Genomic DNA, 26,597 nt, shown 5'->3' with positions numbered 1-26,597 from the left:
CCGCGGCGGGCACCCGGCGATCTCCACGTCGACCGGCACCACGTCCCGCACCGCTCCGGCCACCCCGTACGCGCCCGCGAACACACCGCAGTTCCGCGCACAGTCACCGACCGCCACCACCAGCTTCGGGGCCGGGACCGCGTCGAACGTCCGTCGCAGCGGCTCGGCCATGTTCCTGGTCACGACCCCGGTGACCAGCAGCACGTCGGCGTGCCGCGGCGATGCCACCAGCCGCGCCCCGTACCGCTCACCGTCGTAGACAGGGCCGAACGCAGAACCGATCTCGACCTCACACCCGTTGCACGAGCCGGCGTCGACGTGCCGGATCTGCACCGACCCGCTCAGCGCCGCCGCCTGAGCCGGTCGGTCGGCGGTGGGCAGCGGTGGCGCCGGTTCAGCCACTCGTCCTGTTCTGAGGATCTTGCGCCACAAACTCAGCACGCTTCAGCTCCCGCGATGGAGTCGGCATCAGAGAAGGGAGGGTGCGGTCGCCCCGCCTCGGGGGACGGACACGGGGTGACCGCGGCTCAACCGCTGTGCGGCCCTGGCGGACCGGCGGCGCCTTTGAGCAGCTCGGCCTGTCCGGAGAGCACGCCCAGGAGGATCCGTCGCGTCACGGCCGGCAGTCCGGCCCTGAAGAACTCCGCCTCGAGTTGGTACAGCGGCCTGTTCACCCGCGAACCCTCCATCCCGCGCGAAGCTCACGAGCTGGTCGCACGCTTCAGCACTTGCTAACCTTAGCAAGTCTGAAAAGGCGCACAGCTTTGAGCGGGAGTCGGGCATGACGGCGGGGACGCGCGACCATCGGCTGTCCACCAGGACCGTGCCGTGACCGGCACTCCGGAGCGCCTGAGGGTTCTCGTCGCCGACGCGTCGCCGTTCTTCCGCGACGCGCTGCGAGACGTTCTCGAGAACACCGCCGATATCGAGGTGGTCGCGGTCGCGGGAACAGCGGATGACGCGATCCGGCTGGCAGAGCACCACGTGCCCGCTGTCGCCGTCGTGGACGTCCACCTGTCGGGAGACGGACTGCACGCGTTGCGCCGGATCCATCAGAGAGCGTCCGAGGTCAAGCTCGTGGCGTTGTGCGGCCTCATCGACGCCCCGTCCGAGTCCGAGCTCAGAGAGCTCGGCGTGGTCGAGTACGTGATCAAGGGCGTGCCGAACCGCAAGATCGTCGCGGCGATCCGCAGAGCAGCGGATCCGCGTTGACCACAGGAGTCACACCCGATGACGTTGCGTGGGACCAGGCCCAATCCGTTCCAATGGCTTTGGTACGCGGTCGGTGGGCGACTGCCGCAACGATGCAATCCCTGGGTCCTGCACGACGTCACCTGCCGCCTGTGGGCGGTACGGCACTTCGTGCGCGGGTTCGTCCAGATGTCGCCGATCCTGCTGTTGCTTCTGCTGCCAGGACCGCTCGACATCAGAATCCTCTCGATCCTCCTGGGCATGTCCGTCGGCTACCTCTACTCGATGACCTACATGTGGCACACGACCGAGCACCGGCTGGTCAAACAGGGTTATCAGCGCGGCCTCGGCGAGCAGACCCGCCGGGCCAGACACGCGGAGGCGGACGCTCGCGCCATGGCGGCGTACGAGCGGCTGTACCGCGGCACCACGCCACCCGACTGACCCAGCGCCGTGTTCCGCTACGCATTGTTACGCCACCCAGGTGATGCCCCTGGCTCCTGGTAACGCTGCGTACGTGGACCTCGATCAGCGGACCGTGACCGCTCTTCCGATCGAGGAATCCGATCTTCAGGAGTACCGCGCGTATCTGCAGCGCGGCGAGACCAGGTTGTCGACCCTGCACCGTGTCGCCGGCGCGTTCCTCAGTGGCGCGGGACTCCTGACCTTGTTGCCGCTCCTGGTGGGCGGCACGTTCTCGGGTCTGCTGGCGCTGATCCTGTTCTACGAGTCGCCCGGTCTGCCCGCGCCGGGGTCGGCGCAGCGGTGGCTCGCGCTGGCGCCGGTCCTCGCCTCCGTCGGACTTCCGCTGGCCGCGATGTACCTGCTCATCCGCGACCTCGTCCTCTTCTACTTCACCGCACGCACGTTCCACGAGGAGAAGAACGGCGTGATCTACCCGCGGTTCGTGCTCTCCGGGATCCTCGTGTCGGAGTCCTCGCTGCGGGACTTCTCCCAGCTGGAGCGTGCGCGCGGCGACAACTACGTGCGGAACCTCCTGGTGCCGAGTCCGCCCAAGCTCAAGAAGAAGATCCTCAAGGAGGCGCAGTCGATCGGCGACCTGGCCGGCGTCTCGATCGGCGAGCACGACGGGTTCGTCGCCGAGGAACTGCGCCAGTACGTGTTGCGCCAGACGGGTTCCCACACGCGCACCCTGGCCGAGGAGTCCGCGAAGATGGAGGCCTCGATCGCCAGGCATCTGCGTTTCCTGCGCGGTCTCGTGCTGCGCTACGCCAAGGCGTTCCTGCTGACGATCGCGACCACTGTGGTGGCGTTGGCCGCGAACGGCGTCCTCACGCTGCTGCGTCCGATCGACGGGAAGAGCGTCACCGGCGTGAACGGGGCGTACGTGTGGATGACCACCATGGCCATCTACGCGGGGTGGGCTCTGGTGTCCACGATCATCGTCCGCCAGCCGGTGATCTGGTTGTACGCGGACTCCAGCAGGGACAAGATCAGCCGGACTCCTCGTCCGCTGCTGAGGTTCGAGCAGTCCACCCTCGCCGTGACCACCTTGATCTCGGGGATCATCGCGATAGACCTGTTCATGGCCGCACCGCCGACCACGGGTGTCGGCTGGGGTCTCGCCCTGGCCACCGCGGGCGTCATCCTCGCGACGTTCATCGTCGCCGGCCATGCCTTCGTCAGTGAACGACCGGAAGGACGCTGAATCCGTGACCGCAGAAGAGGATTCCCGCCTGCTCACCACCATCGAGAGGCGCGTGGGCAAGCTGAGCAGCCAGCTCGACGCGCTCGAGTTCGAGTACCGGCAGGCCGGTCAGAACCTGAACACGACGGCAGCCCAGGACGTCAAGGCGATCCGCGAAGCCAGGGAGGAAGCCGAGCGGATCACCACGATCCTGCGCGGCACCGAGCTGTTCGGCCGCTACGCCCAAGACGCCGATCATCACTTCAGGGTCGCCAACCGCTGGCGCACGAGCGCGGTGCTGGTGCTCATGTCGATGCCCCTCATCGCGGTGCTGCTGTCCACAGTGGCCGCATTGGGCAACGTCACCGCCGCAATCGCCCTCGCACCGATGCTCGCCTTGTTCGTCTACGCCTCGGTCGAGTCGCACAACCACCGCCGCCGCGAGTTCGACCGGCGCCGCATCTCCCTGAGGGTGTCCGCGATCGAGGCGTTCACCAAGCAGCGCCGGGAGAACGGCAAGCCGGGAGACCGCAAGACCGCGGAAGACCTCATGGACGACTTCGTGCGCAAGCACTTCATCGAACCGGATCTGGACTCCAACGACATGTCCTACGTGGGACCGCGGTTCAGTCTCGTGACCGTGCTCAGTCGCAACAACAAGGAACCGGATGCGAAACCGAAGGCGCAGTAGCGCTGTGGTGGTGTGCTGCGCGACCGCCGGTTCTAGGCTGCGTGGCATGGTCGATGACGACGCTGTCGCCGGGCGCAGGTTCAAGGTCACCGCGGAGATCGAGGCGACCGGTCGTCCACGACCGGCATTGCCTGACTTCGCGGTGTTGTTCGAGGTGTGTGCGTGTGGACGGTCGTCGTGTGGGTGGTGCGCCGGCTTTCAGGTGACCCCGCGTACGGCGGCCGTGTTGTGGAGCATGGCGGGGCTGCTCGCCGATCACGCGTATGACGATGTGATCGAGTACGGCGATGACCCGGTGACGACGTCCGTGCAGTGGTCGGTGTTCGACGAGTTCCCGCGAATCACGTGGAGGCAGAACGCGATCTGGCGTCGTCAGGCGGCCCGGTCGTTCGACGACCTGGCTGAGGATCTGGTGGCGGGGCGGGTACCGCAACCGTGTTGTGCCGCGGAGGAGATGGCGTTGCACCTCATGCTGAGCTACGCGAGCGACGCGGTCGCCGACGGCTGGTCAGGCCTGGAGAACGACTTCAGTGCCCTCCCGGAGCACAGCGACGATCTCGACTGGGACCTGCTGAGGGAGGTCCTGTTCCAGGACAGCGACATTCTCGAGCTGTTCGATCCCAGCCGGGACGGCATCGAGGACCCGGACGACGAGCAGAACCGGTACTTGCGGATGGGCGACTACACCGCGCCCGCGTGGTTCACGCCCTTCGACGACATGTCGTCACGTGATCCTCGCAGGCCGTTCCGGCGCTGACCACGACGCCGGGTGCGCCGTGCACGGGATCGTCTTCAGTCCGGGGAATGCTGGGGCTGATCGAGCTCAGGCAGTGCGGGGACGGACCTCAGCGCGCGGTTGTGGCGCGGTTCGGTCCGCGTCTTGGCCACGTCGACCTGACGGATCAGCTCGTTGCGGACCTCGTTGAGTGCGGCAGGCAGATCCTTCTCGGACGAGGTGGCGACGAGGTGCAGGCGGGGAGTGCGGTTGATCCAGCACTCCAGAGTGACTCGTTGCTCGACGCCGCGACGGTCCTTCACGCTGATCTCGAGGTCGACCTGCTCGTCGCGGAACGACCGCAGTCGCGAGCCGAGTGCGGCCAGACGTTCCGCGACCCAGTCGCGTTCGTTCGCGAGGAAGCCGGTGGCGAGGTGCAGCCGCTTGGTGATCACCGCGGTGTCCTCTGGCAGTTCGCTCATCTGCTCACTTGCTCCTTTGTGCGGACCACGAAGTGGGCCTGGTGGATCAACGGAAGCGGGACGCTCCACTGTGGACGCTCCACTGTGGACGGTTTAGCCGAGTGGCCGGCGCGCCTGGTCCGGGATGTGACCGTGCAAGCTCAGCCTGCGCATCTCGGCGTGCTCCCGCGGCGCGGGCAGCGTGATGCGATGCCCGTCCAGCGTGGCCAGGTCGATGGTGTGCACGGGGCGCGAGACGAACCCGTCGAGCCGAGCCCGGCGCCCGAGGCCGATGAGGTGGTAGTAGCTCAGCCAGAGGGCATCGCCCAGTTCGGTGAGCAACGCGTGCCGAGGCCGCTTGGCAGCCGGGCTGGCCGGTGGGGCGATGGGAAGGTGGGATGCCGACATCATGCCGGGACTCCCGTCCCCGGCCGGAAAAACAGCCGGTTCAGTTTTTCGCCGAGTACGACATGAGCTTGACCGCCCACGTACGAGGTGTTCCCGGCAAAATCAACTCTACACCTATTCCGCTGTGATCGACCAAATGTGCAGCCAGATTTTTCATCAACCGATCACCGCAGGTGGGGGCACCTTCTGTCGATCTGGCAAATGCTGGGCAGGAAATATCGTGAGCGCGTAACATGGTGGTCAATAGCACAATTCAGCAGATCGCAGTATCTCGATTCGGCTTGCTGGTGGGCCGCAATGTCCCTCCGGACCGGTCGTGTATGCGACCAGGAACGGAGCAACGACATGAGCACACCGATGCGGACGACCGAGGTGCTGACCACCGAGCGGCTGCTGTTGCGGCCGTGGCTGGTCGACGACGCGCAGGCCGCACTGGAGATCTACGGGCACGCCGAGGTGACTCGATGGCTGAGCCCCGACATGGATCAGGTGCTGGATCTGGCGGCCATGCGGTTGTTGTTGCAGCAGTGGATCGCCGAAGGTGCCCGGCTGCCGGCTCCGGCCGGACGATGGGCGATCCAGCGCACCGCTGACGACCAGGTGATCGGCGGCGCCATCCTGCTCCCGCTTCCTCCCGGCAACGAGGACTTCGAGATCGGCTGGCAACTGCGCCCCGATGCCTGGGGCAACGGCTATGCCACCGAAAGCACTCACGCACTCGCCACGTGGGCGTTCAGCCAGGACGTCCAGGAAATCTTCGCCGTCGTACGACCCGGCAACACACGCGCCGCAGCCACGGTCCGGAAGAACGGCATGCACTGGGTCGGCGAGACCACGAAGTACTTCGGCGTCGAACTGCAGGTGTTCCGTCTCCGCCTGGCCGACCTCGACCAGGCGGCACCCACGGCGCTTCAGCCACCGAACCTAGACGGCGACTGACGACCCCACCGGGGGCGCGGACCTGCCCGGTCCACTCGAGACACTCGTCCTCATCGCTCGCGTGGAACCGGGCAGGCAACAACAACCGTCGAGCCCGCGCGACTAGGCCTTCAGGCGATACGCGCGCAGAACCGTTTGGTCGACGGTGTTTCCGTCGCTGTCGCGGGCGGTCACGCGCAACGACACGAACCCGCCCGCTTTGCCCCCAGCAGGAACCATGCCGGTGACAGGTGTCCAGGTGGCCCCGTCGTCGAACGACGCGTAGGCGCGAAGTTCGCGCACGACTGCCCTGCCTGCACCCGCTTGCCGTGCCGCGGTGAACTTCGCGGGCATCGGGATGCCTGCTTTCCAGCTGTTGCGGAGGTCGAGTGGCAGCGCGTAGTCGATCTCCAGCAGGGGCAGCTTGCCGTCGGCCGGTGATGAGAACTCCCACGTCGTGCGCACGTCGGTCGACAGCGCCACGAAGTTGCGCGTCGCGTGCAGGTCCAGCGTGAAGCGGCCGTCCCTCGCGGGTGCGTAGAACCTGCTGTTGTAGAGGAAATCCGTTCCCAGTGAAACGCCGTCGCGCTTGAGTTCCATGGTGAGGCTGCTGTTCAGCACCCGGCCCTCCACGGACCTGGAGGTGCCGAACGGCGAGATGTGCGCGTTCAGGTGGGGGTACTGGCGGGACACACCGCCGCCCTTCGGCCACGGCGCCTCGGCCTGTCCGAGCCTGGGCGCGGCGATCCCGCGCAGGGTCGAGTGCTCGTATTTGCGGCCCGGCTCGAACTTCTCCACGCGCAGGTTCGCCCACGAGTGCGACGACAGGTCGTCGCCGTCGGCGAAGCGGCCGACGGAACCCTCGTTGTACCAACCGCCCGGCGAGAAGTACTCGACGCGGGCGGCGGGTGATCCCAGCGGTTCGTCGATGAAGAGATCGGGGTTCACCACGCCGCCGGCGACCGGGTAGTTCCGCGTCGTCACCGTGCTGTCCTCGCCGGCCGTGTGATAGCGCGACTTCACCTCGGCGAGCGTGGAACGCTTGACGTGGTAGGTCTTTCCGGCCGGCAGCGCGCCTTTCTCGCCCTGGTGCAGGGTGTACGACACCGGAGAGGTCGTCACGGCGCGGAATGTCAGCCTCGTCGGCGTTTGCGGTGCGAGGTGCTTGCCCATCGTGATGACGGGCAGTTCGATCCGATCGCCCCACGCGACCTCGGGCGGACCCGCCCACAGCACCGCGACGGCGCCGGCCTGCTTGAGTTCTCTGGCGACGAAGAACGAGAACTCGTCGTGCGGGCGCACCAGCACCATCTTTCCGCGCACGTCACCGCCGCGTTCCACGACGTCGAAGGTGTGGTCGCCCTGCGGCAGGTAGGGGCTGTCGCCGTCGTAGGACACCGGGAACCCGCCGACGACCGCGATCTTCGGCTGGGCGGCGACGAGAACCGTGTCGTAGACGAGGTCCGGCAGCGGCTCGCCGAACGACATGCCGTACACCGGCACCCGTCCGTCGATGCGCGACCAGATCGAGTCGCGGAAGCCCGGGTTCACCGGCACCTTCATGGTGGTCACCCGGTACAGCGGCGTCACGCGGTCGTCGTCCAGCTCGAACGTGATCGGCTTCGCCTGCCGCAGGTCGAGGTGCACCGAGACGTCCGACGTCGCCGAGAACCGGCCCGACACGTCGGTCACCGACGCCGGCGCGTACCACGTGCGGCTCTCCGCGCCCTCCGCGAACCGCGCCAGCACGGTGTAGTCCCCGATCGGCAGCCGTGCGGTGAGTGAGCCGTCCTTGCCGAGTTCGAGCACGGACGAGTTCTTGGTGGCCATGTCGATCAGCACCACCCAGCCGTTGCCGACGGGGTTGCCGTCGCGGCCGGTGACCCGCAACGACAGCCCGTGGCGTTCCGGCTCCACGGTTCCGCCGACGGAGGTGGTCAGCTCGACTCCGGCGGCGGTGGCCCGCAGACGTCCGGCGAACGCGCCCAGGCCCTTGCCCGGATCGAGCACGACGTCGACGGAGGCCGATCCGCGTGCGGGCACGACGAGCGAGGGCGCGACGGTGAACCGGGCGCCGAGATCGTGGTGCAGGGCCAGGGAAACCGGCTGGTCACCGGTGTTGGTGTAGGTGACCTTCTTCGTGACCGGCTCGGTGTGCGGCCAGGTCACGAGCCCGAACGACAGGCTGCCCGCGTCCGCCCGCACCTGCTGCGTCACCGCGCGAGCGACGTTCAGCAACCCGGTGCCGCCGTCGTCGGGCGAGAACGCGAGTGTCTTCACCGTCGTCATCAGCCGTGCCTTCAGTTCGGCCGCGGTGATGGACGGGTCGCGTTGCAGCACGATCGCCGCCGCACCCGCCACGTGCGGGGCGGCCATGGACGTGCCGGACAGCCGCGCGTGCAGGTCGTCGACGGCGCGTCCGGGAGCGTGCCCGCCGCCCGTGCCGCCACGATCTCCTCGCCCGGTGCCGCGATGTCCGGCTTCATCGCCAGGTCACCGGCGCGCGGGCCGCGTGACGACGACTCGTGGACCTCGCCGGACTTGGTCAGGTTCGCCACCGCGAGCGCCGCGTCGGCCGCCGCCGGGCTGCTGACCTTCTGCCAGCCGCCGAAGTTGCCCGCCGAGATCACGAACAGCGCGCCCGTCTCGGCGGTCAGCTGGTTGACCTTGAGCGACAGCGGGTCCGTGCCGTCGCTCTCGTACGCGCCGAGGCTCATGTTGACGACCTTGGCCCCGACCTCGCGGGTGGCCCACTCCATGCCCGCGATGATCGCGCTCTCGGTGCAATCGCGGATCTCGCACACCCGGCCGACCGCGAGCTTCGCGCTCCTGGCCACGCCCCGGTACTTCTCGCCGCGTCCAGCGATGATGGACGCGACGTGGGTGCCGTGGCCGGCGTTGTCCTGGATGCCCAGCCCCGTGAAGTCCTCAGCGGCCGTCACGACGTCCTTGAGCTCGGGATGCTGCTGGTCGTAGCCGGTGTCGAGGACCGCGACCGTGACGCCGGCGCCGTCGAACCCCGCCTCCCACGCGGCGGGAGCGCCCACCATCGGCACGCTCTGGTCCAGCGAGACGTGTGCCTTGCCGTCGAGCCACAGCTTCTCCGCGCTCAGCGTGTTCGCCCGGCGCTGGGCCCACAGCTGAGCCGCTTCCGTCTTCCTCACGACGCCCGCCGCACGGAAACCACTGTTCAGCAACGGAATCCGGTCGGTCTTGTCGTCGGTGTAGCCGTACGAATGCAACGTCGTGACGTCGAAGAACCGCTTGTCGATGCGGTTCTGCGCGACCGCACCGACCGCGTCCGCGGGCACCACGTACTGGTGGCCGTTCTGGACGTACTGGGCGAACGACATGCCTGGGCGGCCCTCGACCCTGACCAGTTCGCCCTTCTCGTTCACGACGACCTCGTCACCGCTGATCAGCGTGATGACGGTGCCCGGTGCCGCCCCAGGCCCGGCAGATCCCGGCTCCGCCTGCGCGATCGCCGCCGGGCTGAGCAGCCCCGCGGCGAGCACGGCGATCATGAAACAGCGTGCTCTTCGCACGTGTCCTCCCCACAGTGGATGAGACGGCGTCAGCCGCTCACTTGCACAAGACTGGGAAGGCGCTCCTCGGGTTGCACGTGATCACGGATCACCCGTTTGGCGGGGTACTTCCACGAGCCCGGCCGCCATTGAGGACAATCTCTTCCGACGCCCCGGTCCAGCTCCAGGAGGATTGTTGATCCACAAGTTCTCGGTTCGCTCCGCCGGCACCGCGGAGCCCGACATCCGTGAGCTCGGCCGATCGTGGGAGCTCGACGACCTCGAGGTGTGGCGCGACTACTACGTCGAGTTCGAGGGCGCGCCGGATCCCGCCGCGGTGACCGAGGTGGCCGCGGTGCTCGGTGACCAGCTCGACGTCGAGGTCACGGTGGACCAGCCACTGGAACCGGGCGTCGTGCAGGTCGCCTACAAGCGCGGCGTGGTCGACAACGAGAGCGACTCGATCGTCACCGTGTGCGGTCTGCTCGGCGTCAAGGCGCGCGCGGGCAAGGTCGCCACCAGCTACCGGTCGGCGTCGCCGCGGCTGCGCGACCTGGTCGTCACCACGCGGTTCAACGCGACGATCGAAGAGCTGCACGACGAGGAACCGCAGTACGACACGCTCGTGCCGCAGGGGCACCACGAGCCGACTGTGCACTACGACCTGCGCGGACTCGACGACGCCGCCCTCGCCGAGCTGGGCACGGCCGGTGGCCGCAACCTCTCGCTCGCCCAGATGCGGCACGTCCGGCACGTCCAGGAGACGCTCGGCGACGAGTTCGTCACCGAGGTCCTGCTGGAGGCGCTCGACGCCCGCTGGAGCGACCACTGCGCGCACACCACGTGGAAGTCGCTGGGCGGCCTGCTCGGCAGGCTGGTCGACGCCGCCAAGGACGTCGCGAACCCGAACGTGCTGAGCATGTTCCACGACAACGCGGGCGTCTGGGACTTCTACGACGGTCACGCGCTCGCGATCAAGGCCGAGACGCACAACGGCCCGTCGGCCATCTCCGGCTACTTCGGCCAGCTGACCAAGCTCGGCGGCGTGCTGCGCGACATCCTCGGCACCGGGCTGAGCGCCGACCCGATCGGCAGCTTCGAGTACACGGCGATCGGCGAGCCCGAGTCGCCGGCGCCGATCAAGGGCAGGCCGGACGCGCGCAGGCTCGCCGGCGAGACGATCCGGGCGATCAAGGAGTACGGCAACACGTTCGGCGTGCCGATGATGTCGTCGCGCATGACGTTCCACCCCGCGTACCGCGCCAAGCCCTTCGCCCTCGGCGGAAGCATCGGCCTGCTGCCGGTGTCGGCGGCGCAGCGCGGCACCCCGCGGCCGGGTGACTTCGTCGTGCTGATCGGCGGCCTGACCGGCAACGAGGGCATCCACGGCGCGTCCGCCAGCTCGGCGGGCGCCACGATGGACACGGCTTCTGTGCAGATCGGCGCGCCGCTGGAGCAGGTCAAGTTCCGCAAGGCGCTGATCGAGCTGCGCGAAGAGGGCTGCATGAGCGCGCTGACCGACGTCGGCGGCGCGGGTCTGAACAGCGCTGTCGGTGAGATCGGCGAGGCGTGCGGTGTCTGGATCAACACCGCGCTCGTCCCGTTGAAGACCGCGGCGCTGCCGATGTGGCGGATCCTGCTGTCGGAGTCGCAGGAACGCATGCTGCTCGCCGTGCCGCCGGAGCACCAGGAGCGCGCGAAGAAGATCCTCGACCGGCACATGGTGCGCTCGACGGTCATCGGCCGGTTCGCGGACTCCGGCCGCTACCACGTGTTCCACGCCCCGGACCTGACCGAGGAAGCCCTGATCGCCTCCGCGCCGGACCAGGTGCCCGCGCACCAGGGCGAGACCGGCTTCGACGTGCCGTACGAGCTGCTGGACATCGAGGTCGAACGGCAGGAGGTGGGCCCGCCGCCGCGTCCGTCCGGCATGCCGGAGTGGCCCGCGCTGGCACCCGCTGAGCTCGCCGGGCTGCTGGAACAGGTCGTCTCCGACGCGGAGGTCGCCTCCCAGCACTACGCGGACTCGCAGTACGACTCCACCGTCCAGGGCAACACCTGGTACGGCCCGCACTACGGCACCGAACAGGCGGTCCGCACGGGTTACTGGGCGGGCACCCCGGTTCCGGGTTCGCCTGCCGCCGCCGTGCTGAACACCGCGTTCAACCCGTGGATGTTCGACGCCGACCCGGTCGCCGCGACGCGCCAGATGTTCTGCTCGCTGCTCGCGGGCCAGGTGCTCGCGGGTGTCGCGGTGCGGGACATCTGCATGTGCGACAACTTCTACACCCCGCACCTGTCCGAGAACTGGCGTGAGTGGCTGGTCGGCATGGTCGACGAGCTGAGCACGCTCGTCCGCCACTTCGGTGTGCCGCTGATCTCGGGCAAGGACTCCTCGGCCGGCTCGGTGCACACCGACGAGGGCCTGGTCAGCGTGCCGCCCGCGGTGTTCCTGACCGCGCTGGGCAAGGTGCCGCACCGCGACAACCTGCTGCGCGAGCAGTGGACCGCGCCCGGCAACGTACTGGTCCACATCGGACTGTCCACCTCGTCGCCGGTCGGCACCGTCGCCGCTCGCAAGCTTGGCTTGCCTACCGGTGCACTGGACGACCTTTCACTGTCCGATGTGGACACATACCTGACCGCGCTGGCCGGCAGCAGGAACCTGCTGCGCAGCGGCGCCCGCATCGGCGCCGGTGGCGTCGCGGCCACGCTCGCCCAGGGCGTGCTGGCCAGCGGAACCGGTGTGCGGCTGGAGTCCGCGACCACCGAGTCGCTCTTCGCCGAGCACCGCGTCGGCGCGGTTGTCGAGGTGGCCCCTGACGACGTCGGCCGCCTGCCTGCCGAGCTCAACCCGGTCGTGCTCGGCGTACTCTCGCCCGCTTCCGGAATCCTGCTCGACGGCACTGATCTGTTCACCCCGGCCGCGCGCGACGGCTGGCTCAACTCGTTCACGGCGAGGATCGCATGAAGCCGACCGTCAACGTCCTGTACCTGCCCGGCACGAACTGCCAGGAGGAGACCGTCGCGGCGTTCGCCGCGGTAGGTGCGACCCCGAGGCTGAGGTTCGCGGCCGACCTGCTGGCGGGCAACGAGCGGCTCGACGACGCCGACATCCTCTGCATCCCCGGCGGGTTCTCGTTCGGCGACCACCTCGGCGCGGGTGCCGTGGCGGGAGCGTTGCTGCGCAGCCACCTGGCCGACCAGTTCGAGGCGTGCCGCACGCGCCCGCTGATCGGCATCTGCAACGGCTTCCAGATCGCGGTGCGCGGCGGCTGCTTCGGCAAGGTGGCGCTGAAGGTGAACAGCTCCGGCACGTTCCGCAACGAGGAGAACCAGCGCCACGTCGTCGACGAGGACAACGACAGCCCGTGGCTCACCGGCCTGGGCGGTCAGACCCTCGTCTTCCCGTGTGCGCACGGCGAGGGCCGTTTCCATCCCGAGAGCACGGAGTTCCGCGTCGCACTGCGCTACGAGAAGGAGTCCAACCCGGACGGTTCGTTCGGTGATGTCGCGGGCATCACCAGTCTGGACGGACTGTCGTTCGGGCTCATGGACCACCCGGAAAGGGCAGTGGACCGCGAGGTTCGGCTCGCGTTCTTCGAGAACGGCGTGCGCGCGGTTCGCTGACACCCGGAGTGGTGCGTGCCCCCGGTGATTCCCAGGGGCACGCACCACGTCGTCAGTTGGCGACCAAGCGCCAGCGGTTGTCCGCGCTGCCGTTGTCGGAGTCCTGCACGACCTGCGCACCCTGGCTGGTGGAGCCGTTGAGGATGCCGAGCAGCTTGCCGCTGTGGACGTTGCGGATCTTGTGGGTGCCGTCGCCGTTGGGGATCAGGGTCCACTTGTGGTCGGCGGTGCCGTTGTCCGACCACTGCAGGACGCGGGCGTTGTCGGCGGTGGACATGTTCTCCACGCCCAGCACCTTGCCGCTGTGGACGTTGCGCAGCCGCACGTCGGACCCGTCGGTGATCATCTGCCAGTTGTGGTCGGCGGTTCCGGTGTCGCGCCACTGCAGGGCCAGGCCGCCGTCCGCGGTGGACATGTTCAGGATGCCGAGCACCATCCCGCTGCCGGCGTTGACCAACCGGTAGCTCGTCGTGCCGCCACCGGCGCTCCAGTAGACGGTGTAGTTGAAGCCGTGCGCGTCGTGGAACGGCCCGAGGTTCACCTGTGTCCCGTTCGCCCTCGCGGTGAACGCCAGCGACGACGTGCTGGTGCGGGTGACGGAGTTGACGTCCAGCGAGGGCAACGCCGACAGGCTGGTGTTGCCGTAGTTGCCCGCCAGCACGGCCGGGCCGTAGGTCAGCGCGACGACGTTGGCGTTGTCGTTGGCGGCTTGGACGATCACGCGCATCGGCAGCCGCAGCGTCACCACGTCGCCGGACGTCCAGGACCGCGTGAGGGACGCGTAGGTGCCGGGAGTGGTGGTCACGTTCTGCGCGACGCCGTTGACGCTGATGGTCGCGCCCGTGGTCCAGGCAGGGATGCGGAACCGCATCGTCCACGACCGCCCGCGTTGCCGGTGACGGTCAGCGTCGTGGTGTCGCTCGCCGGGTAGCTCGTGCTCTGGGTGACCGTCATGTTGCGGGACGACCACGTCAGCACCGACGGCGTGTACAGGTTCACCGTGAGCGTGGTGCCGCTGTGGAAGTAGATGGAGTCGGCGAGCTTGGTGTTGGTCTCCTGCGAGGTGCCCTGGCAGCACCAGAACGTGCCGTAGTCCGTGCTCCAGTTGCCGCCGCCCCACGCAGGGCCGGTGTTGCCCCGCCGGTGGCCGGGGTTGAGGCCGGTGAAGTAGCAGCTGTGGCCGTGGGGATCCGCCGGGTTCTGCTGGCCGATCAGATGGTTGAGCAGGGCGCGCTCGTAGTAGTCGAAGTAGGACGCCCGGTCGGGATCGGTCAGCCACAGTTCACGGGTCAGCCTGAGCATGTTGTAGGTGTTGCACGCCTCGGCCGTGTCGGTGTTGAGGTAGGCGGCGATGGCGTTGGGCGCGCGGAAGTGCTCGGCCTGGCTGTTGCCGCCGATGACGTAGGTGTGCGCGCCGACGGTGATGTTCCAGGCGTTGACGGCGATGTCGCGGTAACGGGTGGTCCCGGTCGCCTTGTACTCGCGAGCCGCGCCGATCCACTTCGGCACCTGGGTGTTGGCGTGCAGGCCGTTGAGGCGATCCTGGTTGGAGGCCAGCGGATCGAACACCGCGGCGTGGTCGAACCGCTGGGCCGTCGTCAGCCAGCGGGAGTCGCCCGTCTGCTGGTACAGGTCGGCGAGCACCGCGTTCATGCCGCCGAACTCGGTGCCGAGAACGCTCTGCATCTTGCTGTAGGACAGCCGGGCCGTGCGCCAGTCCACCCACCCGGCGAAGCGCAGCAGCACGTCCCGCGCCTGGGTGTTGCCGATGTAGCGCCACACGTCCAACAGCCCGGCGAGGGTCTTGTGGAGGGAGTAGTACGACACGGACTTGGGCGAACCGGCCTCCATCGCGTCGAAGTCCGACTCGGGGAAACCCGACAGGTAGCCGGTGTTGAACCCGGCCGCCGAGTTGTTCGCCTGGCACTTGGCCAGCTCGGCCACCATGTAGTTCGCCCTGTCGCGGCACGTCGTGTCGCCCAGGACCGCCCACGCCTGCGCCCAGGCCGTGAGGAAGTGCCCCTGGCTGTGCGTGCGGAACGGGAAGTCCGGGGCTTCCCAGCCACCCAGCGCCGCGGCGCCGTTCGTGGACAGGCGGTGGTTGGCGCGGAAGTTGTAGAGCAACCGGTCGACGTCGATGAACCGCAGGTAGGACAGCGCCCGGTTCTGGTTGTCCAGCCACCGTCCCGCCGTCAACCGGACCTCGGACAGGTCGAACGCGTAGGCCGACACGCCGGCGTCGCCGCGGACAGGGGGCACCGTGGCCGCCTGCGCCGAACCTGCCGCCAGCGACGGCGCCGTGGTCGCGAAGGCGGCCACACCCGCGGCTTGGAAGAGCCTGCGTCGACTCAACGATGAGGACATGGGGATTCTCCAGTTGCTCGGCGAAGTGGTGCGGTTCAGCCAGGTGTTGCGGATTCGGTGAAAGACGCACGGGGGACGCGTCTTCGTCCCGAGCACCGGGAAACCCGCGGCCGCACCACCGGATCGACCTGCGCCATCGGCGCGCGGAACCGGGCTGACCGCATCGACACCCCCGACGTCGTCGTTGACGGGCGGTCCGGGGGCACGAGTGCCCGGACCGTCCGGGGCAGGGTTCCGCACAGTCGCGGCCCTGCGACGGAATCTAGCCACGACTCCGCCGCGCGGTCAACGCTAAATGTGAGCGCTAACGTTTGTGATGCGATGTTAAGGATTGTTCGGATGCACGGAAGATCGCGAGAACCGGGCGCGCGGTGCTCCGGTGTGACGCCTGCCGTTGTTAACGTTCACATGATCGCGTGATAGCAGGTTCGGGGTGCTGGGCGTGGTCGTTCAGCGCTGAGCGAACGGGCTTTACCTCCAGCAAACTGGAGGTTCGATGCTTGTCCGCATGACGAGGATCTTCAAGTACATCAACGTTGTCGTGCGGGTGCTGTTCGGTGCCCTGTTCGTGTTCTCCGGGTTCACGGGGCTGTTCGGAATCGGATCGCAGTCCACCGACGGCATGTCGCCAGAGGCGGTGGCGTTCGCCACCGCGCTCGGCGAAAGCGGGTTCATCATGCCCGTCACCAAGGTCGTCGAGCTGGTGGCAGGGATCATGTTGCTGGTCAACAGGTTCGCGCCGCTCGCGCTGGCGATGCTGGCGCCGCTGGTGGTCGGGATCTTCGGGTTCCACGTGCTGCTGGAGCCCAGCGGCGCGGTGATCGCCGTGGTGCTCGCGGTGGTCGAGATCTACCTGGCCTGGGTCTACCGGCACGCGTTCGTGCCGATGCTGCGGCCCACCTACTCGAACGCGATGCGGTCGCCGTCCTTGTCCGGGTCGTAGATGTCCGAACTCGTGGTCGTGGTGCTGCTGGGGCGGCGCCACGACCAAGGAGTAGAACCGGTCACTCGGGTCGTGGCCGGGGCGCACCGCCCCCGAACGTGACAGGGGCGGTGCGGTCAGCTCTCGTCGCTGATGTGCTTCTCAGGTGACGGGTCGACGAGCTGGAGAATCCAGGCGCTCCAGGCCGTGTCGGCGCGACGCTCGGACAGCTCGAGAGCGGTGGAGACCGTCTGGATCAGGCCCGTGGCGAAGAACGTGCGCACCTGCAAGCCGTCTGCACCCGTCAACCGGGCGATCGACTTCATGAGATCCAGATGACGTCGTCGTACCGCCTGTTGCACGTCCTCGTCGGCCGCCGCCGCAAAGCCCTGCAGCATGACGAGGCCGACGGTGCGCTCACGTCGCAGGAGCTTCATGTAGGCGTCACCCAGGGCGACCAACGTCGGTTCCGCCCGCTCGAACGCGGCCTCGATCCTGTCGAAGGCGTTGTCGACGACCTCGAGGAACAACTTCTTCTTGGAGCCGAACATCTGCACGACACGCGGGTGCGAGATGCCGGCCCGTTCAGCGATGGCGTCCAGGCGACCGCCCGCCAGGCCGTTCCTGGCGAACTCGACGCCGGCCGCCACGAGGATCTCCGCCCTGCGCGCCGCGGCAGGCATGCGGACAGGCGCGCCCTCGCTCACCTCCTGACTGCCTGGCCGCGGACCTGGCGCTCCACGAACTTGTTGTCGTACAGGCATCGGTAGGCGTGGACCAGTCCGTCCTCGCCCAGTTCCAGCCGGTCGTCACCGTGGAACTCCACGCGCCGGTCGGTGCCGGCGGAGGTGCCGGTGAAATGCCACGCCACCACCAGCGCGCGCCGGCTCACTTCGGCGTAGAAACCGACGCGCGTGAACGAGTAATCCGGAAAGGTGCGGGCCATTTGAGCGACGAAGTCGCGGAGGGAGTCCCGGCCGTACACCGTCGCGCCCAGCGCCGGTTCGTCGTAGACGAGGTCCTCCGCGCACAGTGCGGCCACCGCGTCGGCGTCGCGCTCGTTCCAGGCCTTCTCCCACCGGCCGCAGAACGCTTCGACCGCGTCGATGTCGGTGGCAGCCACCTCAGCCATGATCTCCATGCAGCTAACTTACAAGTAAGTAAGAAGATGTCAAGCGGCTCTACCTGGATGAGGAACGTGAACAAAGCAGAACATCCTATTGGACGGTGGTGTGTAAGGCCTCGTGCCGGTATAGATGTTAGCGCTAACACCAACGCCGGTTTCGGGAACAGGTGGTCATCATCGACGTCTTGGGTGTGGATGCGCGGGCAAGGAGCTTCGCGGGCGGGCGAGGACGCGTGAAGCGCGGGAGGCTGATGCGGGCCCTCGTTGTCACAGGCCTGGTCGTCGCATCGGCGCTGACCGGGGTTCAGCAGGCGGGCGCCGCGAACCCGGTGATCGCGGACCGGTTCGTCGCCGACCCCTCCGCGCACGTGTTCAACGGCCGGATGTACCTCTATCTCACCGACGACGAGACCAACAGTGGCACGTACTGGGACTCGCGAAGCTGGAGGTCCTACTCGTCGGCCAACCTGGCGGACTGGTCCGACCACGGCGACGTGTTCAGCGTCAGCGGCTTCAGCTGGGCGAGCCAGTACGCCTGGGCGCCCGAGGCGGCGGAGCGCAACGGGCGCTACTACCTGTACCTGCCCGTGGACCGGACCAAGATCGGCGTGGCGACCTCGGCGTCGCCGACCGGACCGTTCACCGACGCACGGGGAAACCCGTTGGTGGACAAGGCCAGGGACACCAACGTCGGCGACGAGCCCATCGACCCGATGGTCTTCACCGACGGCGACGGACAGTCCTACCTGTACTTCGGGACCCGCAAGCCGAAGGTAGTCCGGCTCGGCGCGGACATGACGTCCACGTCCGGTCCCATCACCGACATCACCGTGAACGGCGCGACGCAGTACGGCGAGGCGCCCTACCTGCACAAGGTCGGTGACACGTACTACTTCTCCTACTCGACCGGCTGGCCCGGCCAGATCCACTACGCCACCGCGTCGTCACCGATGGGGCCGTTCACCTACCGCGGTGTGGTGCTGGACTACGTCAACGTCAGCACCAACCACCACTCGATCGTCCAGTACAAGGGCGAGTGGTACGTCGTCTACCACAAGAACGCCCGTCCCGGAGGCGGGGAGTACAAGCGTTCGGTCGTCATGGATCGGCTCTACTACAACGCCGACGGCACGATCCGCCAGGTCGTGCAGACCGCGGGCGGGGTGGGGCCGTTCGGCACGTTCACCGCCGAGCACAGCGGTCTGCGGCTGGACACCTCCGGAAGCGCGGTCCAGCAGGCGCCGCCGTCGGACGCGCAGTCGCAGCAGTGGCAGATCCGCACCAGGGCCGGCGGGTACGCCGAGGTGATCAACCGGGCGAGCGGGTCCTGCCTGGACGTGTCCGGTGGCGCGCTCACTGACGGCGCGAACGTGCTTCAGTGGCAGTGCCACGGGGGCACGAACCAGCAGTGGACGGTGCGTCAGACGGACAGCACGACCGTGTCCCTCGTGAACCGGGCGAGCGGCAAGTGCCTGGACGTCGCGAACGCCAGTGAGGCCGGCGGGGCGAAGCTCATCCAGTGGTCGTGCACCGGCGGCGCCAACCAGCGATGGAGGCAGGCCGCCGTCGGGTCCTGAGTGGACTGAACGACAGGGCGGCGGTTCGAACACCGCCCTGTCGCTGACTGCCGACGCGCCACCGCGGGTCAGCCGGTCGGCTCGCCCGATGGCGCGGTGAGCTGGGTGCCGAGCCGGACCGGGGTGCCGAAGTTCGGCGTGCCGTCGGCGTTCCAGGAGAACTTCTGCGCGCGGGTGGAGCGGTTCATGTCGCAGCCGCCCGACGCGCTGTCGTTGGCGTGGTAGACGATCCAGTCCTCGGTGCCATCGGGCGACTTGAAGAACCCGTTGTGGCCGGGAGCGAACACGCCGTTGCCGTCGTTGCGCTGGAACACCGGGTTGGGCGACTTCGTCCAGTGCGACCGGTTGAGAGGATCGGACCCGGTGAGGGTGAGCAGCCCGAGCTTGTAGTCAGGGCCCCAGCACGCACTGGCCGAGTAGACGATCATGGTGCGGCCGTTGCGGTACAACGGTTCCGCGCCCTCGTTGACCGGCGCGGTCTGCCGTTCCCACGCCAGCGTGGGCTGGGAGATGGTGCGCCGCGCGCCGCTGATCGTGTACGGGTTGGACAGCGGGGTGATGGTCAGGCTCTGGGTTCCGTCGATCGCGCTGCCCATCAGGTAGAGCTTGCCGTTGTGCTGCAGGATGCTCGGGTCCAGTTCCCAGGTGGTGCCCAGGTCGGCCTTGAACGTGTACGGGCCCATCGGGTCGGTGCCCGCGCTTTCCAGCACGTGCAGGCGCTGGGTGGGGTTGTAGTCCGGCACGTTCTGCCCGGCCACGTAGTACAGGTACCAGCGGCCGCCCAGCAGGTGGAATTCCGGCGCCCACATGTTGCAGCACCCGTTGGGGCGACCAGCGAGAGTGAAGACGACCTGGTCGGCCGCAGTCGACAGGCCCGCCAGCGTGCGCGAGCGGCGCATGGTGATCGTGGAGTTCCACGTCGTCGTGGCCAGGTAGTAGTAACCGTTGTAGAACTGGAGCCACGGGTCAGGACCGTTGCGTTTGATCGGGTTGGTGAACGTGCCCGAGCCCACCCGGACGAGTTGCCATTGCTGGTTGCGACCCTCGGTGTCCGGCCACTGGATGACCTGGGCGCCGTCGGCGGTCGAGAAGTCCAGGACGTCGACGGCCTTGGCGCTGGCGCGGTTGATCAGGCGCACGTGGCCGCCGTCGGAGTCGGCCAGGCGGAACTGCTGGCCGGTGCGGCCGGCGTCGGTCGTCTGCACGAGCCCTGTCCTGTCCGCTGTGGACGGGAAGTCCAGGACCTTGCCGCTGTGCCGGGACTTCAGGCGGTAGTAGCCGCCCCCGGAGTCCACGAACTGCCACTGCTGCCAGGCGCCGTCGTTGCGCGACCACTGCACGATCGGCGCGCCGTCGTTCGTGGCCAGGTTGTACACGTCCAACGCCTTGCCGCTGTTGCGGTTGACCAGAACGTAGGAGGCGCTTGTGTCCACTGTGGCCGCCACTGCGGTGTGCGGTGACGCCACCGCAGTGGCGCCGAGCACCACGGCGGTGGTGAGCAAGGTGGTGGTGCGCCTGCGGATCGTCGCTGTCATCGACTACTCCAATACGAATGTCGCGTCCGCGCGTCCCTGCGCGTCGGTCACCGCCTGCAGGTAAAGCAGTCCGTTGCTGTGCCGGACGTAGCGGCCGGGGAAGTTCAACGATTCGAACGACACCGCGGAGCTCGACGCGAGCCCCGCGCGTTGCGAGAAGCTGGCGTCGTTGCGGAACAGGGTGCTGCCGTCGGTGCGCTCGACCCACAGTTCGTTGTTGCGGTGCCGCAGGTAGTAGCCGGGGAAGTTGGTCGACTCGAACGACACCGTGCCGGAGCCGGCTAGACCCGTCACCACCTTGAACTGCGAGTCGGCCAACGGGCTCACGTTGGCTTCGAGCTTCGCGCGGTACTCCCAGTGCCGCACGAAGCGGTCGGAGTTGTACGACTTGAGCCGGACCGGGGTTGCACCGTCAGGTACCGGAATGCCGAAGTCCGGTGTGCCGTCGGCCTTGTAGTAGACCTTCTGCACGCGCGTACGGCGGTTCGGGTCGTTGAGCGGATCGCCGTTGATGTCGCGGTAGTTGCGGTCGTGGTAGACCATGATGTCGCTTTGGCCGTCCTCGGACACCGTGAACGAGTTGTGGCCGGGCCCGTACTGGCCGGTGGCGGCGTTGGTGGTGAACACGGGGCTGGAGCTCTTGGTCCACGACGCCGCGTTGAGCAGGTCCGCCGACGCCGACGCGGTCAGCATGCCGAGGCAGTAGTTCGCGTCGGTGGCGCTGGCGGAGTAGGTCAGGAAGATCTTTCCGTTGCGCTGCAGGACCGCCGGCCCTTCCGCCACCTTGAACCCGCGTGTCTCCCAAGCCAGTGTCGGTACCGTCAGCCGGGTCACCGTGCCGGTGATCGTCCACGGGTTCGCGCCCATGCGGGCGATGTACAGGTTGGAGTTCGTGGAGATGCCCGGTTCCTGCTGCGCCCAGGTCAGGTACCGCACGCCGTTGTTCACGAACGTGGACGCGTCCAGCGAGAAGGTGTCCCACGGCGTCGTGATGCGCCCGCGTTCGGTCCACGGCCCGGTCAACGGGTTGGCACTCGAGCTCTCCAGCACGTACATCCGGATGCGCCAGATGTCGTCACTGCGCCCCGCGGCGAAGTAGACGTACCACTTGCCGTTGATGAAGTGGATCTCCGGCGCCCAGATGTGGGCGGCCATCTCACCGCTGGAGTGCTTGCGCCAGATCACGGTTTCCTGAGCAGAGGCCAGGCCTTGGATCGTCGTCGCGCGGCGCAGGACGATCCGGTCGTACTCCGGAACGGTCGCGGTGAAGTAGTAGAAACCGTCGCTGTGCTTGACGATGTGCGGGTCGGCACGCCGCTCCGCGATCGGGTTCGTGTACCGCACCGCAGGCGAGGCGGAAGCGTGCGGGACGGGCAGACCTGCGACACAGGCGATGACGGCCAGCACCAGCACGGCCAGACGAGTCTTCAACGTCTTTCCTTTCAGGCCAACGGTGTGGAGACGGTGAACGACGCGTCACCGGCGAACGCCGCGTCGGACGTGCGCCAGTCGACGCGCACCTCGAAACCGTAGTGGCGCAGATACCGGCCGGGCTGGGCGTAGGACTCGAACGACGTGCTGCCGCCGCCCGCCAGACCGGCGCGACCGCAGAACGTGGCGTCGCGGGCGAAGCCGGATCGCCCGTACCGGTGTCCAGCCGGACGCGGAAGGCGTAGTGCCGCAGGTAGCGGTCAGGGAAGTTCACCGACCGGAACGAGTAGCAGCCGGCGTTCGCGAGGCCGGGCACGATGGTGAACGTCGCGTCCTGGCGAACCGAGGTGCCGCTGGACGAGCTCACCGGATCGACGTAGGCCAGGTTGTCGCGATGCCGGACGTAGCGGTCGGGGAAGTTGGCCGAGCGCAGCGACCGGTTGCCCGTCGCCACCGCCGTGCTGTCGCCGACGTCCTCCCGCAGCACCGTGAAATGCCGCGCGGTGCCGGACAGGCCGGGCAGTTCGACCTTGGCGCCGAACGAGTTCAGGTTCGCGCTGTCGGCGTAGAAGTAGCGCTTCTGACCGTACTGGTCGAAGTAGATCCGCCACCGGCCGTCGGGCAGCCGCACGACCGCGGGGCCTTCGAGCCCGGAGCCCCAGCCCGCCCAGTTGCCCGTGCCGGCGAACGTCCAGGGTCCGTTCAGCGACGTGGCCGTGGCGTGCTCGATGTACTTCGTGGTCTCGTTCTTGAGGAAGTTGTGGTACGTGCCACCGACTTTGACCACGAAGCTGTCGATGAAGTTGGCAGGGATGCCCAGCGCGACCGGGCTGGTCCACGCTGACAGGTCCTGGTTCGTCGCGGTGATCCGGTACGGGCGGAACTGTCCCGCCGTCCCCGTCGTGGACGCGGAGAAGATCACGTGCACGCTGCCGTCGGAGTCCTTGAACCACTCCGGCGCCCACGTGCTGCCCGTGGCGCCGTTGAGGCCGACCCGGACGTTGCGCAGAAACGTCCACGTCACGTAGTCCGCGCTGCGGGCGAAACCGATCGTGTCGCCTGTCCAGTTCGTCGTGTAGACGATGTAGTAGTAACCGTCGGTGTGCCGGATGACGCTGGGATCGCGGATCAGACCCGTCGGCGGCGTATAGGCGTTGGCTCTGACCTGCGTGAAGCTGGTCGCGTTCGCCGAGTCGTAGACGTACATGTTCGACTCGCTGTGGTTGGTGAACGCGGTCATCAGGTAGTGCGGCACGGGGCCGACGGCCGAAGCCGACGGCGCGACGATGACGCTTGCGGCTGCAGCGAGTGCGGCCGTGACAGCGATCAGCACGTACCTCCGGGCGGAGCGTGCGGTGCGCGGCAGGGACGAACGCATGGATGCCTCCGTTGGCAACCGATGGGTGTTATCGCTAACAAGTCGTGCCGCGAGCCGACCGAACGCTCCTGTCCTCAGCGGGGCAGGTGGCTGACCGGGAACGCTTGCGGCGCACGTTAACCCAACGTTTTCCCGCCTGACAAGCTTTGTCGAATACGCCGTCGAAGGCGCAGTTAGCGTTCACATATGTGGGGGCGCTGTGTGTCTCATTTCGGCGGAAGACCGAGCAGCCAGAGGACGGGTGACGCAGGATCGTCGCCCGGAACGTCGGCGCCCTGCGAGGAGACCACGAAGTAGCGGACCTGCGTGAAGTGGTTGTCCGCAGAGTTCAGCAGGTCGATGCGGCCGTGATCGAGCAGCCACTGCCGGGCGGCCATCGAGCGCGCGGAGGGATCGGGGGCGACGCCGGCGTACGGGTGGCACGCGGGCGGCAGCGCGTCGGCTTTGGAGATGACGACGGCGAGCGGAATCGCGGTTCCGCGCGTCTCGGCAAGGGTTTCGACCAGTCTGTCGAGGACGGTCTTCTGATCGATGCGGGCATGGGGGTCGACGACCAGGACCATGCCGCCGGCCAGCCCGAGGAAGGCAGCGACCTCGAGGTGTTCGGTGCGTTCGACGACCTCACCAGGGGCGTCGTAGAGGTGCACGAGCCGTCGGAGATGCTTGTCTCCCAAGAGAATGCTGTGCAACGACGAGGCGGTGTACGCGTGGTTCAGGCGGGTGAGAGCGGCGCGCGTGAAGGCCGACTTGCCCGCGGCCGTGCCACCCACCACCGGGAGGTGTACGGCGGGCACCGACTGCGCCGAGGCAGGCAACGGAGAGCGGCACAGGCCGCAGCAGGCGTGCAGGGTGCGTTTGCCGTTGATCAGCAGCGTGGGCAACCGCCGGCCGCACAGGCAGGTTCGCCGGAACACGCCTTGGTCGCCGGGGACGAGGTTGTGGTGGATCTGCCCGCACTCGCAGGCGAACGCCGGGCGGACCAGGCGCTGCTGGCACGTGGCGCAGTCGGTCGTGATGCCGCGGAGGGCCTGGGCGGTGATCTCGAACCGCCGCAGCACGCACGCCGTCGTGCGCACACCGAGGACGACCAGGCCGGCCAGCAGCGCGTGCACGGCTGTCGCCATCGCGATCAGCAGCACCACCGTCGCGAATCCCAGTGCGTATCCGCCCGCCACACTCGCGGGCGGAAGAATCAGCGGCCCGTCGTGGTTCCTGATCGACTGCCGTCGCCACAGCCGGGCGAACAGGGACTCGGGGCCCTCTTGATCGGGCAACGCCAGGAGCCTGCTGTGGGCCGCCCGCACAGCGGCGCGGGCGCACCGCGACACGTCGCGAAGAACCGGGCCGGACAGGTAGATCCTGTGCGCGGGATCCTTGCCGGGCACAGGAACCCGGTGCGCCACCCGCGTCGTGCGGGTCAGGCCGCGCACAGCGGCCCCGATGCCGATCGCCGTGCTCGTCACAGAAACCACGGCGAACAGCACGAGGACCATCGGCGTGAGGACGGCGAACCCCACGACAGCGGCGAGCGTGCCCACGGCTCAGCTCCTGCCTCTCGCCACGCCGAGCGCGCCGAACCGCGTGAGCAGCCACAGCAACGGGTCCGCCACCCGATAGCCCCCTGCCAGTGCCGACAACGCGAAGCAACGGTGCCCGGAGGGCAGGTCGACACCACCCCAGCGGGTCAGCCACGCCTCGACCTCGTGGTGCACGTCGAGGCCGTCCGACTCCACGTAGTCGCGGCCGTGCGGGCTGGGCCGCCGCAGCGGGGAGCCGTTGTCGAACATGTCCCACACCAGGTCCAGCTTGCTCACCGTCACGGCTACCGGGACGCGATGTGCCCACGGGGAGGTGGGGTGTAACGGTTCCAGGCCGAACAGCCGGCGAACGCCGGGAAGGCGGGTCGGGTCGACCAGCCGCACCACTCCCGCCGCCATGCCGAAAAGATCGGGCGGGCAGTCCTCCGGCAGTTCGTACAGCGCGAGCACCACCGGCTTGGCGCCCGGCCGCCGGATGCTGATCAGCAACGGCTCTGTCGTCGGTGCGTCCAGGTTCGCGTAGCGGGCGCGGGAGCTATCGCCGAGGAGGTGCACCGACAGACCGGGAACCGTGTGGGCGATCTCGCCGGTGGACAACTGGCGGACGATCTCCGCGAGCCACGTGCTCTTGCCCGCCTGATCCGTCCCCACAACGAGAATCGCCCGGCTGGACGCCTCGGCGTACTCGCGGGGAACCGCTCGTGCGCAGGCCGGGCAGACGCGACGGGCCCGCGGAAGGCGGCCGTGCGCACACCGGCCGCGGCGCAGGGCCTTCACGGGGAACGTCGTGCCAGTCGGGCAATGCGGTCCGCAGCTCATCATCAGCTGGTCACTGGAGCAGCGTTCGCGGCAGTACGGGCAGATCACGGTTGCGTCCCCCCGATCAGCGCACGACGAGGTCACGGGGGTCGGGATGGCACACCCACATCGAGTCGTCCAGTGCGAAGGCCCGCAGGTGCACCGGACGGCGCAGAGCGGCAGGCACGGTGAACTCGGCCTGGCCGACGCGCTGCCCGCCGGACAGCGTCGCCAGAACGACGCCGTCGTCGGGGGTCAGCGGCCGGCGGGCCGACTGCCCGAGGACGACGACATCGGGCAGGTCCGCGTCGCATTCGACCACCACCGCACGGGTACGCGACCGAGGTTGCCCGTGCACCCGGTATCGGATCTGGACCGGGCACGGTGACTCGACCGTCGCAAGTGGACCCAAGTGGTCGTCGCCGATGACGCAGACGCCGAACCAGTGCGGTCCCGGCTCGGCGGCGCTCACCCGCACGCCCCTGGTCAGGTAGGCCGTTCTCGTGACGCGCATCCGACTGGCCGCCGGATCGTCAGGCCCGGCGGGCGGGGTGCCGTGGCGCCAGACGACCAGCACGTCGTGGCTCCAGGGCGGCCAGTGCCACGAGAGCTGGACCTGCGGCCCGAGCCGGACCACCTGCAAGCCGGCCACGTGCTCGGACGAGAGGTCCAGGACAGCGGCCCGCCCGATCGCGGCGATCGGCCCGGACACGGTCACCGGCACGAAAGTGCGCCCTCCGTG

24 protein-coding genes and 2 pseudogenes are annotated in these 26,597 nt (G+C 68.3%); 10 read left to right on the top strand and 16 right to left on the bottom strand.

Features of this window, described 5'->3' with window-relative positions; translation table 11 throughout:
• Window positions 1-441 (bottom strand): NADH-quinone oxidoreductase subunit B family protein (locus FXN61_RS28130; protein ID WP_312878044.1); only part of this gene is annotated, 441 nt, incomplete at its 3' end.
• A gap of 86 nt (window positions 442-527) precedes the next feature.
• Window positions 528-674, bottom strand: coding sequence for a hypothetical protein (locus tag FXN61_RS28125; protein ID WP_167977018.1), 147 nt, complete (start codon window positions 672-674; stop codon window positions 528-530).
• Between the two features lie 154 nt (window positions 675-828).
• Here FXN61_RS28125 and FXN61_RS28120 point away from each other — a divergent pair, with 154 nt between their 5' ends.
• The 5 genes from FXN61_RS28120 (at window position 829) to FXN61_RS28100 (ending at window position 4,287) form a co-directional block, all read left to right on the top strand.
• Window positions 829-1,212, top strand: a complete 384-nt coding sequence (locus tag FXN61_RS28120; RefSeq protein ID WP_312878043.1) for a response regulator — start codon at window positions 829-831, stop codon at window positions 1,210-1,212.
• A gap of 18 nt (window positions 1,213-1,230) precedes the next feature.
• The gene (locus tag FXN61_RS28115) at window positions 1,231-1,635 is read left to right on the top strand and encodes a DUF5313 family protein (RefSeq protein ID WP_167977017.1); all 405 of its coding nucleotides are present in this window, start codon (window positions 1,231-1,233) and stop codon (window positions 1,633-1,635) included.
• Between the two features lie 73 nt (window positions 1,636-1,708).
• Window positions 1,709-2,860 carry a hypothetical protein gene (locus tag FXN61_RS28110; protein WP_167977016.1) on the top strand — a complete coding sequence of 384 codons (1,152 nt, stop codon included), beginning with the start codon at window positions 1,709-1,711 and terminating at the stop codon, window positions 2,858-2,860.
• A 4-nt stretch (window positions 2,861-2,864) separates the two neighbouring features.
• A complete protein-coding gene (locus FXN61_RS28105; protein ID WP_167977015.1) occupies window positions 2,865-3,530 on the top strand; it encodes a hypothetical protein in 666 nt (221 codons plus the stop codon).
• Between the two features lie 46 nt (window positions 3,531-3,576).
• Window positions 3,577-4,287 (top strand): hypothetical protein, encoded by a 711-nt coding sequence (locus FXN61_RS28100; RefSeq protein WP_167977014.1) that lies wholly within the window; start codon window positions 3,577-3,579, stop codon window positions 4,285-4,287.
• A 35-nt stretch (window positions 4,288-4,322) separates the two neighbouring features.
• Here the strand turns inward: FXN61_RS28100 and FXN61_RS28095 are convergent, their stop codons facing one another.
• Together FXN61_RS28095 and FXN61_RS28090 are read right to left on the bottom strand one after the other, a co-directional pair.
• Window positions 4,323-4,727 carry an HPF/RaiA family ribosome-associated protein gene (locus FXN61_RS28095; protein WP_167977013.1) on the bottom strand — a complete coding sequence of 135 codons (405 nt, stop codon included), beginning with the start codon at window positions 4,725-4,727 and terminating at the stop codon, window positions 4,323-4,325.
• Between the two features lie 93 nt (window positions 4,728-4,820).
• The gene (locus tag FXN61_RS28090; protein WP_167977012.1) at window positions 4,821-5,117 is read right to left on the bottom strand and encodes a hypothetical protein; all 297 of its coding nucleotides are present in this window, start codon (window positions 5,115-5,117) and stop codon (window positions 4,821-4,823) included.
• Window positions 5,118-5,459: 342 nt separating this feature from the next.
• Here FXN61_RS28090 and FXN61_RS28085 point away from each other — a divergent pair, with 342 nt between their 5' ends.
• The gene (locus FXN61_RS28085) at window positions 5,460-6,053 is read left to right on the top strand and encodes a GNAT family N-acetyltransferase (RefSeq protein WP_246292105.1); all 594 of its coding nucleotides are present in this window, start codon (window positions 5,460-5,462) and stop codon (window positions 6,051-6,053) included.
• Between the two features lie 102 nt (window positions 6,054-6,155).
• Here the strand turns inward: FXN61_RS28085 and FXN61_RS28080 are convergent, their stop codons facing one another.
• Window positions 6,156-8,408: a S8 family serine peptidase gene (locus FXN61_RS28080; protein WP_167977011.1), complete on the bottom strand. Its 2,253-nt coding sequence runs from the start codon at window positions 8,406-8,408 to the stop codon at window positions 6,156-6,158.
• Window positions 8,333-9,577: a S8 family serine peptidase gene (locus FXN61_RS55720; protein WP_167977010.1), complete on the bottom strand. Its 1,245-nt coding sequence runs from the start codon at window positions 9,575-9,577 to the stop codon at window positions 8,333-8,335. The genes FXN61_RS28080 and FXN61_RS55720 overlap by 76 nt, the downstream gene beginning before the upstream one ends.
• A gap of 175 nt (window positions 9,578-9,752) precedes the next feature.
• Here FXN61_RS55720 and FXN61_RS28070 point away from each other — a divergent pair, with 175 nt between their 5' ends.
• Window positions 9,753-12,527, top strand: coding sequence for an AIR synthase-related protein (locus FXN61_RS28070; RefSeq protein ID WP_167977009.1), 2,775 nt, complete (start codon window positions 9,753-9,755; stop codon window positions 12,525-12,527).
• Window positions 12,524-13,186, top strand: coding sequence for a phosphoribosylformylglycinamidine synthase subunit PurQ (locus FXN61_RS28065; RefSeq protein ID WP_167977008.1), 663 nt, complete (start codon window positions 12,524-12,526; stop codon window positions 13,184-13,186). The genes FXN61_RS28070 and FXN61_RS28065 overlap by 4 nt, the downstream gene beginning before the upstream one ends.
• Before the next feature lie 52 nt (window positions 13,187-13,238).
• On the opposite strand, the gene FXN61_RS56540 is transcribed toward FXN61_RS28065, so the two are convergent.
• Window positions 13,239-14,156 carry an RICIN domain-containing protein gene (locus tag FXN61_RS56540; protein WP_376770750.1) on the bottom strand — a complete coding sequence of 306 codons (918 nt, stop codon included), beginning with the start codon at window positions 14,154-14,156 and terminating at the stop codon, window positions 13,239-13,241.
• Window positions 14,157-14,281: 125 nt separating this feature from the next.
• Window positions 14,282-15,550: pseudogene (locus FXN61_RS28060) on the bottom strand (beta-L-arabinofuranosidase domain-containing protein); the annotation flags it as partial.
• Between the two features lie 508 nt (window positions 15,551-16,058).
• On the opposite strand from FXN61_RS28060, the gene FXN61_RS28055 reads away from it, so the two are divergent.
• Window positions 16,059-16,493, top strand: a complete 435-nt coding sequence (locus tag FXN61_RS28055; protein WP_167977007.1) for a DoxX family membrane protein — start codon at window positions 16,059-16,061, stop codon at window positions 16,491-16,493.
• Between the two features lie 116 nt (window positions 16,494-16,609).
• Here the strand turns inward: FXN61_RS28055 and FXN61_RS28050 are convergent, their stop codons facing one another.
• Both FXN61_RS28050 and FXN61_RS28045 read right to left on the bottom strand, forming a co-directional pair.
• Window positions 16,610-17,179, bottom strand: coding sequence for a TetR/AcrR family transcriptional regulator (locus FXN61_RS28050; protein WP_312878042.1), 570 nt, complete (start codon window positions 17,177-17,179; stop codon window positions 16,610-16,612).
• Window positions 17,176-17,613 (bottom strand): nuclear transport factor 2 family protein, encoded by a 438-nt coding sequence (locus FXN61_RS28045; RefSeq protein WP_246292104.1) that lies wholly within the window; start codon window positions 17,611-17,613, stop codon window positions 17,176-17,178. Before FXN61_RS28045 ends, FXN61_RS28050 begins: the two co-directional genes overlap by 4 nt.
• A gap of 236 nt (window positions 17,614-17,849) precedes the next feature.
• Here FXN61_RS28045 and FXN61_RS28040 point away from each other — a divergent pair, with 236 nt between their 5' ends.
• Entirely contained in the window at window positions 17,850-19,175 is a 1,326-nt protein-coding gene (locus FXN61_RS28040; protein WP_167977006.1) for a family 43 glycosylhydrolase, read from the top strand.
• Between the two features lie 68 nt (window positions 19,176-19,243).
• Here FXN61_RS28040 and FXN61_RS28035 read toward each other — a convergent pair whose 3' ends face one another.
• From FXN61_RS28035 to FXN61_RS28010, 6 genes and pseudogenes are all read right to left on the bottom strand, one after another.
• The gene (locus FXN61_RS28035) at window positions 19,244-20,710 is read right to left on the bottom strand and encodes a family 43 glycosylhydrolase (RefSeq protein WP_167977005.1); all 1,467 of its coding nucleotides are present in this window, start codon (window positions 20,708-20,710) and stop codon (window positions 19,244-19,246) included.
• Between the two features lie 3 nt (window positions 20,711-20,713).
• A complete protein-coding gene (locus FXN61_RS28030) occupies window positions 20,714-22,117 on the bottom strand; it encodes a family 43 glycosylhydrolase (protein WP_376770751.1) in 1,404 nt (467 codons plus the stop codon).
• A gap of 244 nt (window positions 22,118-22,361) precedes the next feature.
• Window positions 22,362-23,381, bottom strand: a pseudogene (locus tag FXN61_RS56535) (AbfB domain-containing protein); the annotation flags it as partial.
• Window positions 23,382-23,725: 344 nt separating this feature from the next.
• On the bottom strand, window positions 23,726-25,057 hold the full coding sequence (locus FXN61_RS28020; RefSeq protein ID WP_167977004.1) for a GTPase domain-containing protein: 1,332 nt from the start codon (window positions 25,055-25,057) through the stop codon (window positions 23,726-23,728).
• Window positions 25,058-25,060: 3 nt separating this feature from the next.
• Window positions 25,061-25,834: a P-loop NTPase family protein gene (locus FXN61_RS28015; RefSeq protein ID WP_167977003.1), complete on the bottom strand. Its 774-nt coding sequence runs from the start codon at window positions 25,832-25,834 to the stop codon at window positions 25,061-25,063.
• 106 nt (window positions 25,835-25,940) lie between these two features.
• Window positions 25,941-26,597: hypothetical protein (locus tag FXN61_RS28010; protein WP_223165632.1), on the bottom strand; the 657-nt coding region annotated here is incomplete at its 5' end.

Source organism: Lentzea indica (assembly GCF_012184385.1).
Lineage (GTDB): Bacteria > Actinomycetota > Actinomycetes > Mycobacteriales > Pseudonocardiaceae > Lentzea > Lentzea indica.
This window is presented reverse-complemented; position numbering and strand designations above follow the sequence as displayed.

What these genes read in the sequence shown, in the direction of transcription:
- FXN61_RS28115 (WP_167977017.1), top strand. Translation starts at nt 1,231, where the DNA reads ATGACGTTGCGTGGGACCAGGCCCAATCCGTTCCAATGGCTTTGGTAC.
- FXN61_RS28100 (WP_167977014.1), top strand. Translation starts at nt 3,577, where the DNA reads ATGGTCGATGACGACGCTGTCGCCGGGCGCAGGTTCAAGGTCACCGCG.
- FXN61_RS28095 (WP_167977013.1), bottom strand. Translation starts at nt 4,727, where the DNA reads ATGAGCGAACTGCCAGAGGACACCGCGGTGATCACCAAGCGGCTGCAC.
- FXN61_RS28090 (WP_167977012.1), bottom strand. Translation starts at nt 5,117, where the DNA reads ATGATGTCGGCATCCCACCTTCCCATCGCCCCACCGGCCAGCCCGGCT.
- FXN61_RS28085 (WP_246292105.1), top strand. Translation starts at nt 5,460, where the DNA reads ATGAGCACACCGATGCGGACGACCGAGGTGCTGACCACCGAGCGGCTG.
- FXN61_RS28080 (WP_167977011.1), bottom strand. Translation starts at nt 8,408, where the DNA reads ATGGCCGCCCCGCACGTGGCGGGTGCGGCGGCGATCGTGCTGCAACGC.
- FXN61_RS28065 (WP_167977008.1), top strand. Translation starts at nt 12,524, where the DNA reads ATGAAGCCGACCGTCAACGTCCTGTACCTGCCCGGCACGAACTGCCAG.
- FXN61_RS28055 (WP_167977007.1), top strand. Translation starts at nt 16,059, where the DNA reads ATGACGAGGATCTTCAAGTACATCAACGTTGTCGTGCGGGTGCTGTTC.
- FXN61_RS28045 (WP_246292104.1), bottom strand. Translation starts at nt 17,613, where the DNA reads ATGGAGATCATGGCTGAGGTGGCTGCCACCGACATCGACGCGGTCGAA.
- FXN61_RS28040 (WP_167977006.1), top strand. Translation starts at nt 17,850, where the DNA reads ATGCGGGCCCTCGTTGTCACAGGCCTGGTCGTCGCATCGGCGCTGACC.
- FXN61_RS28035 (WP_167977005.1), bottom strand. Translation starts at nt 20,710, where the DNA reads ATGACAGCGACGATCCGCAGGCGCACCACCACCTTGCTCACCACCGCC.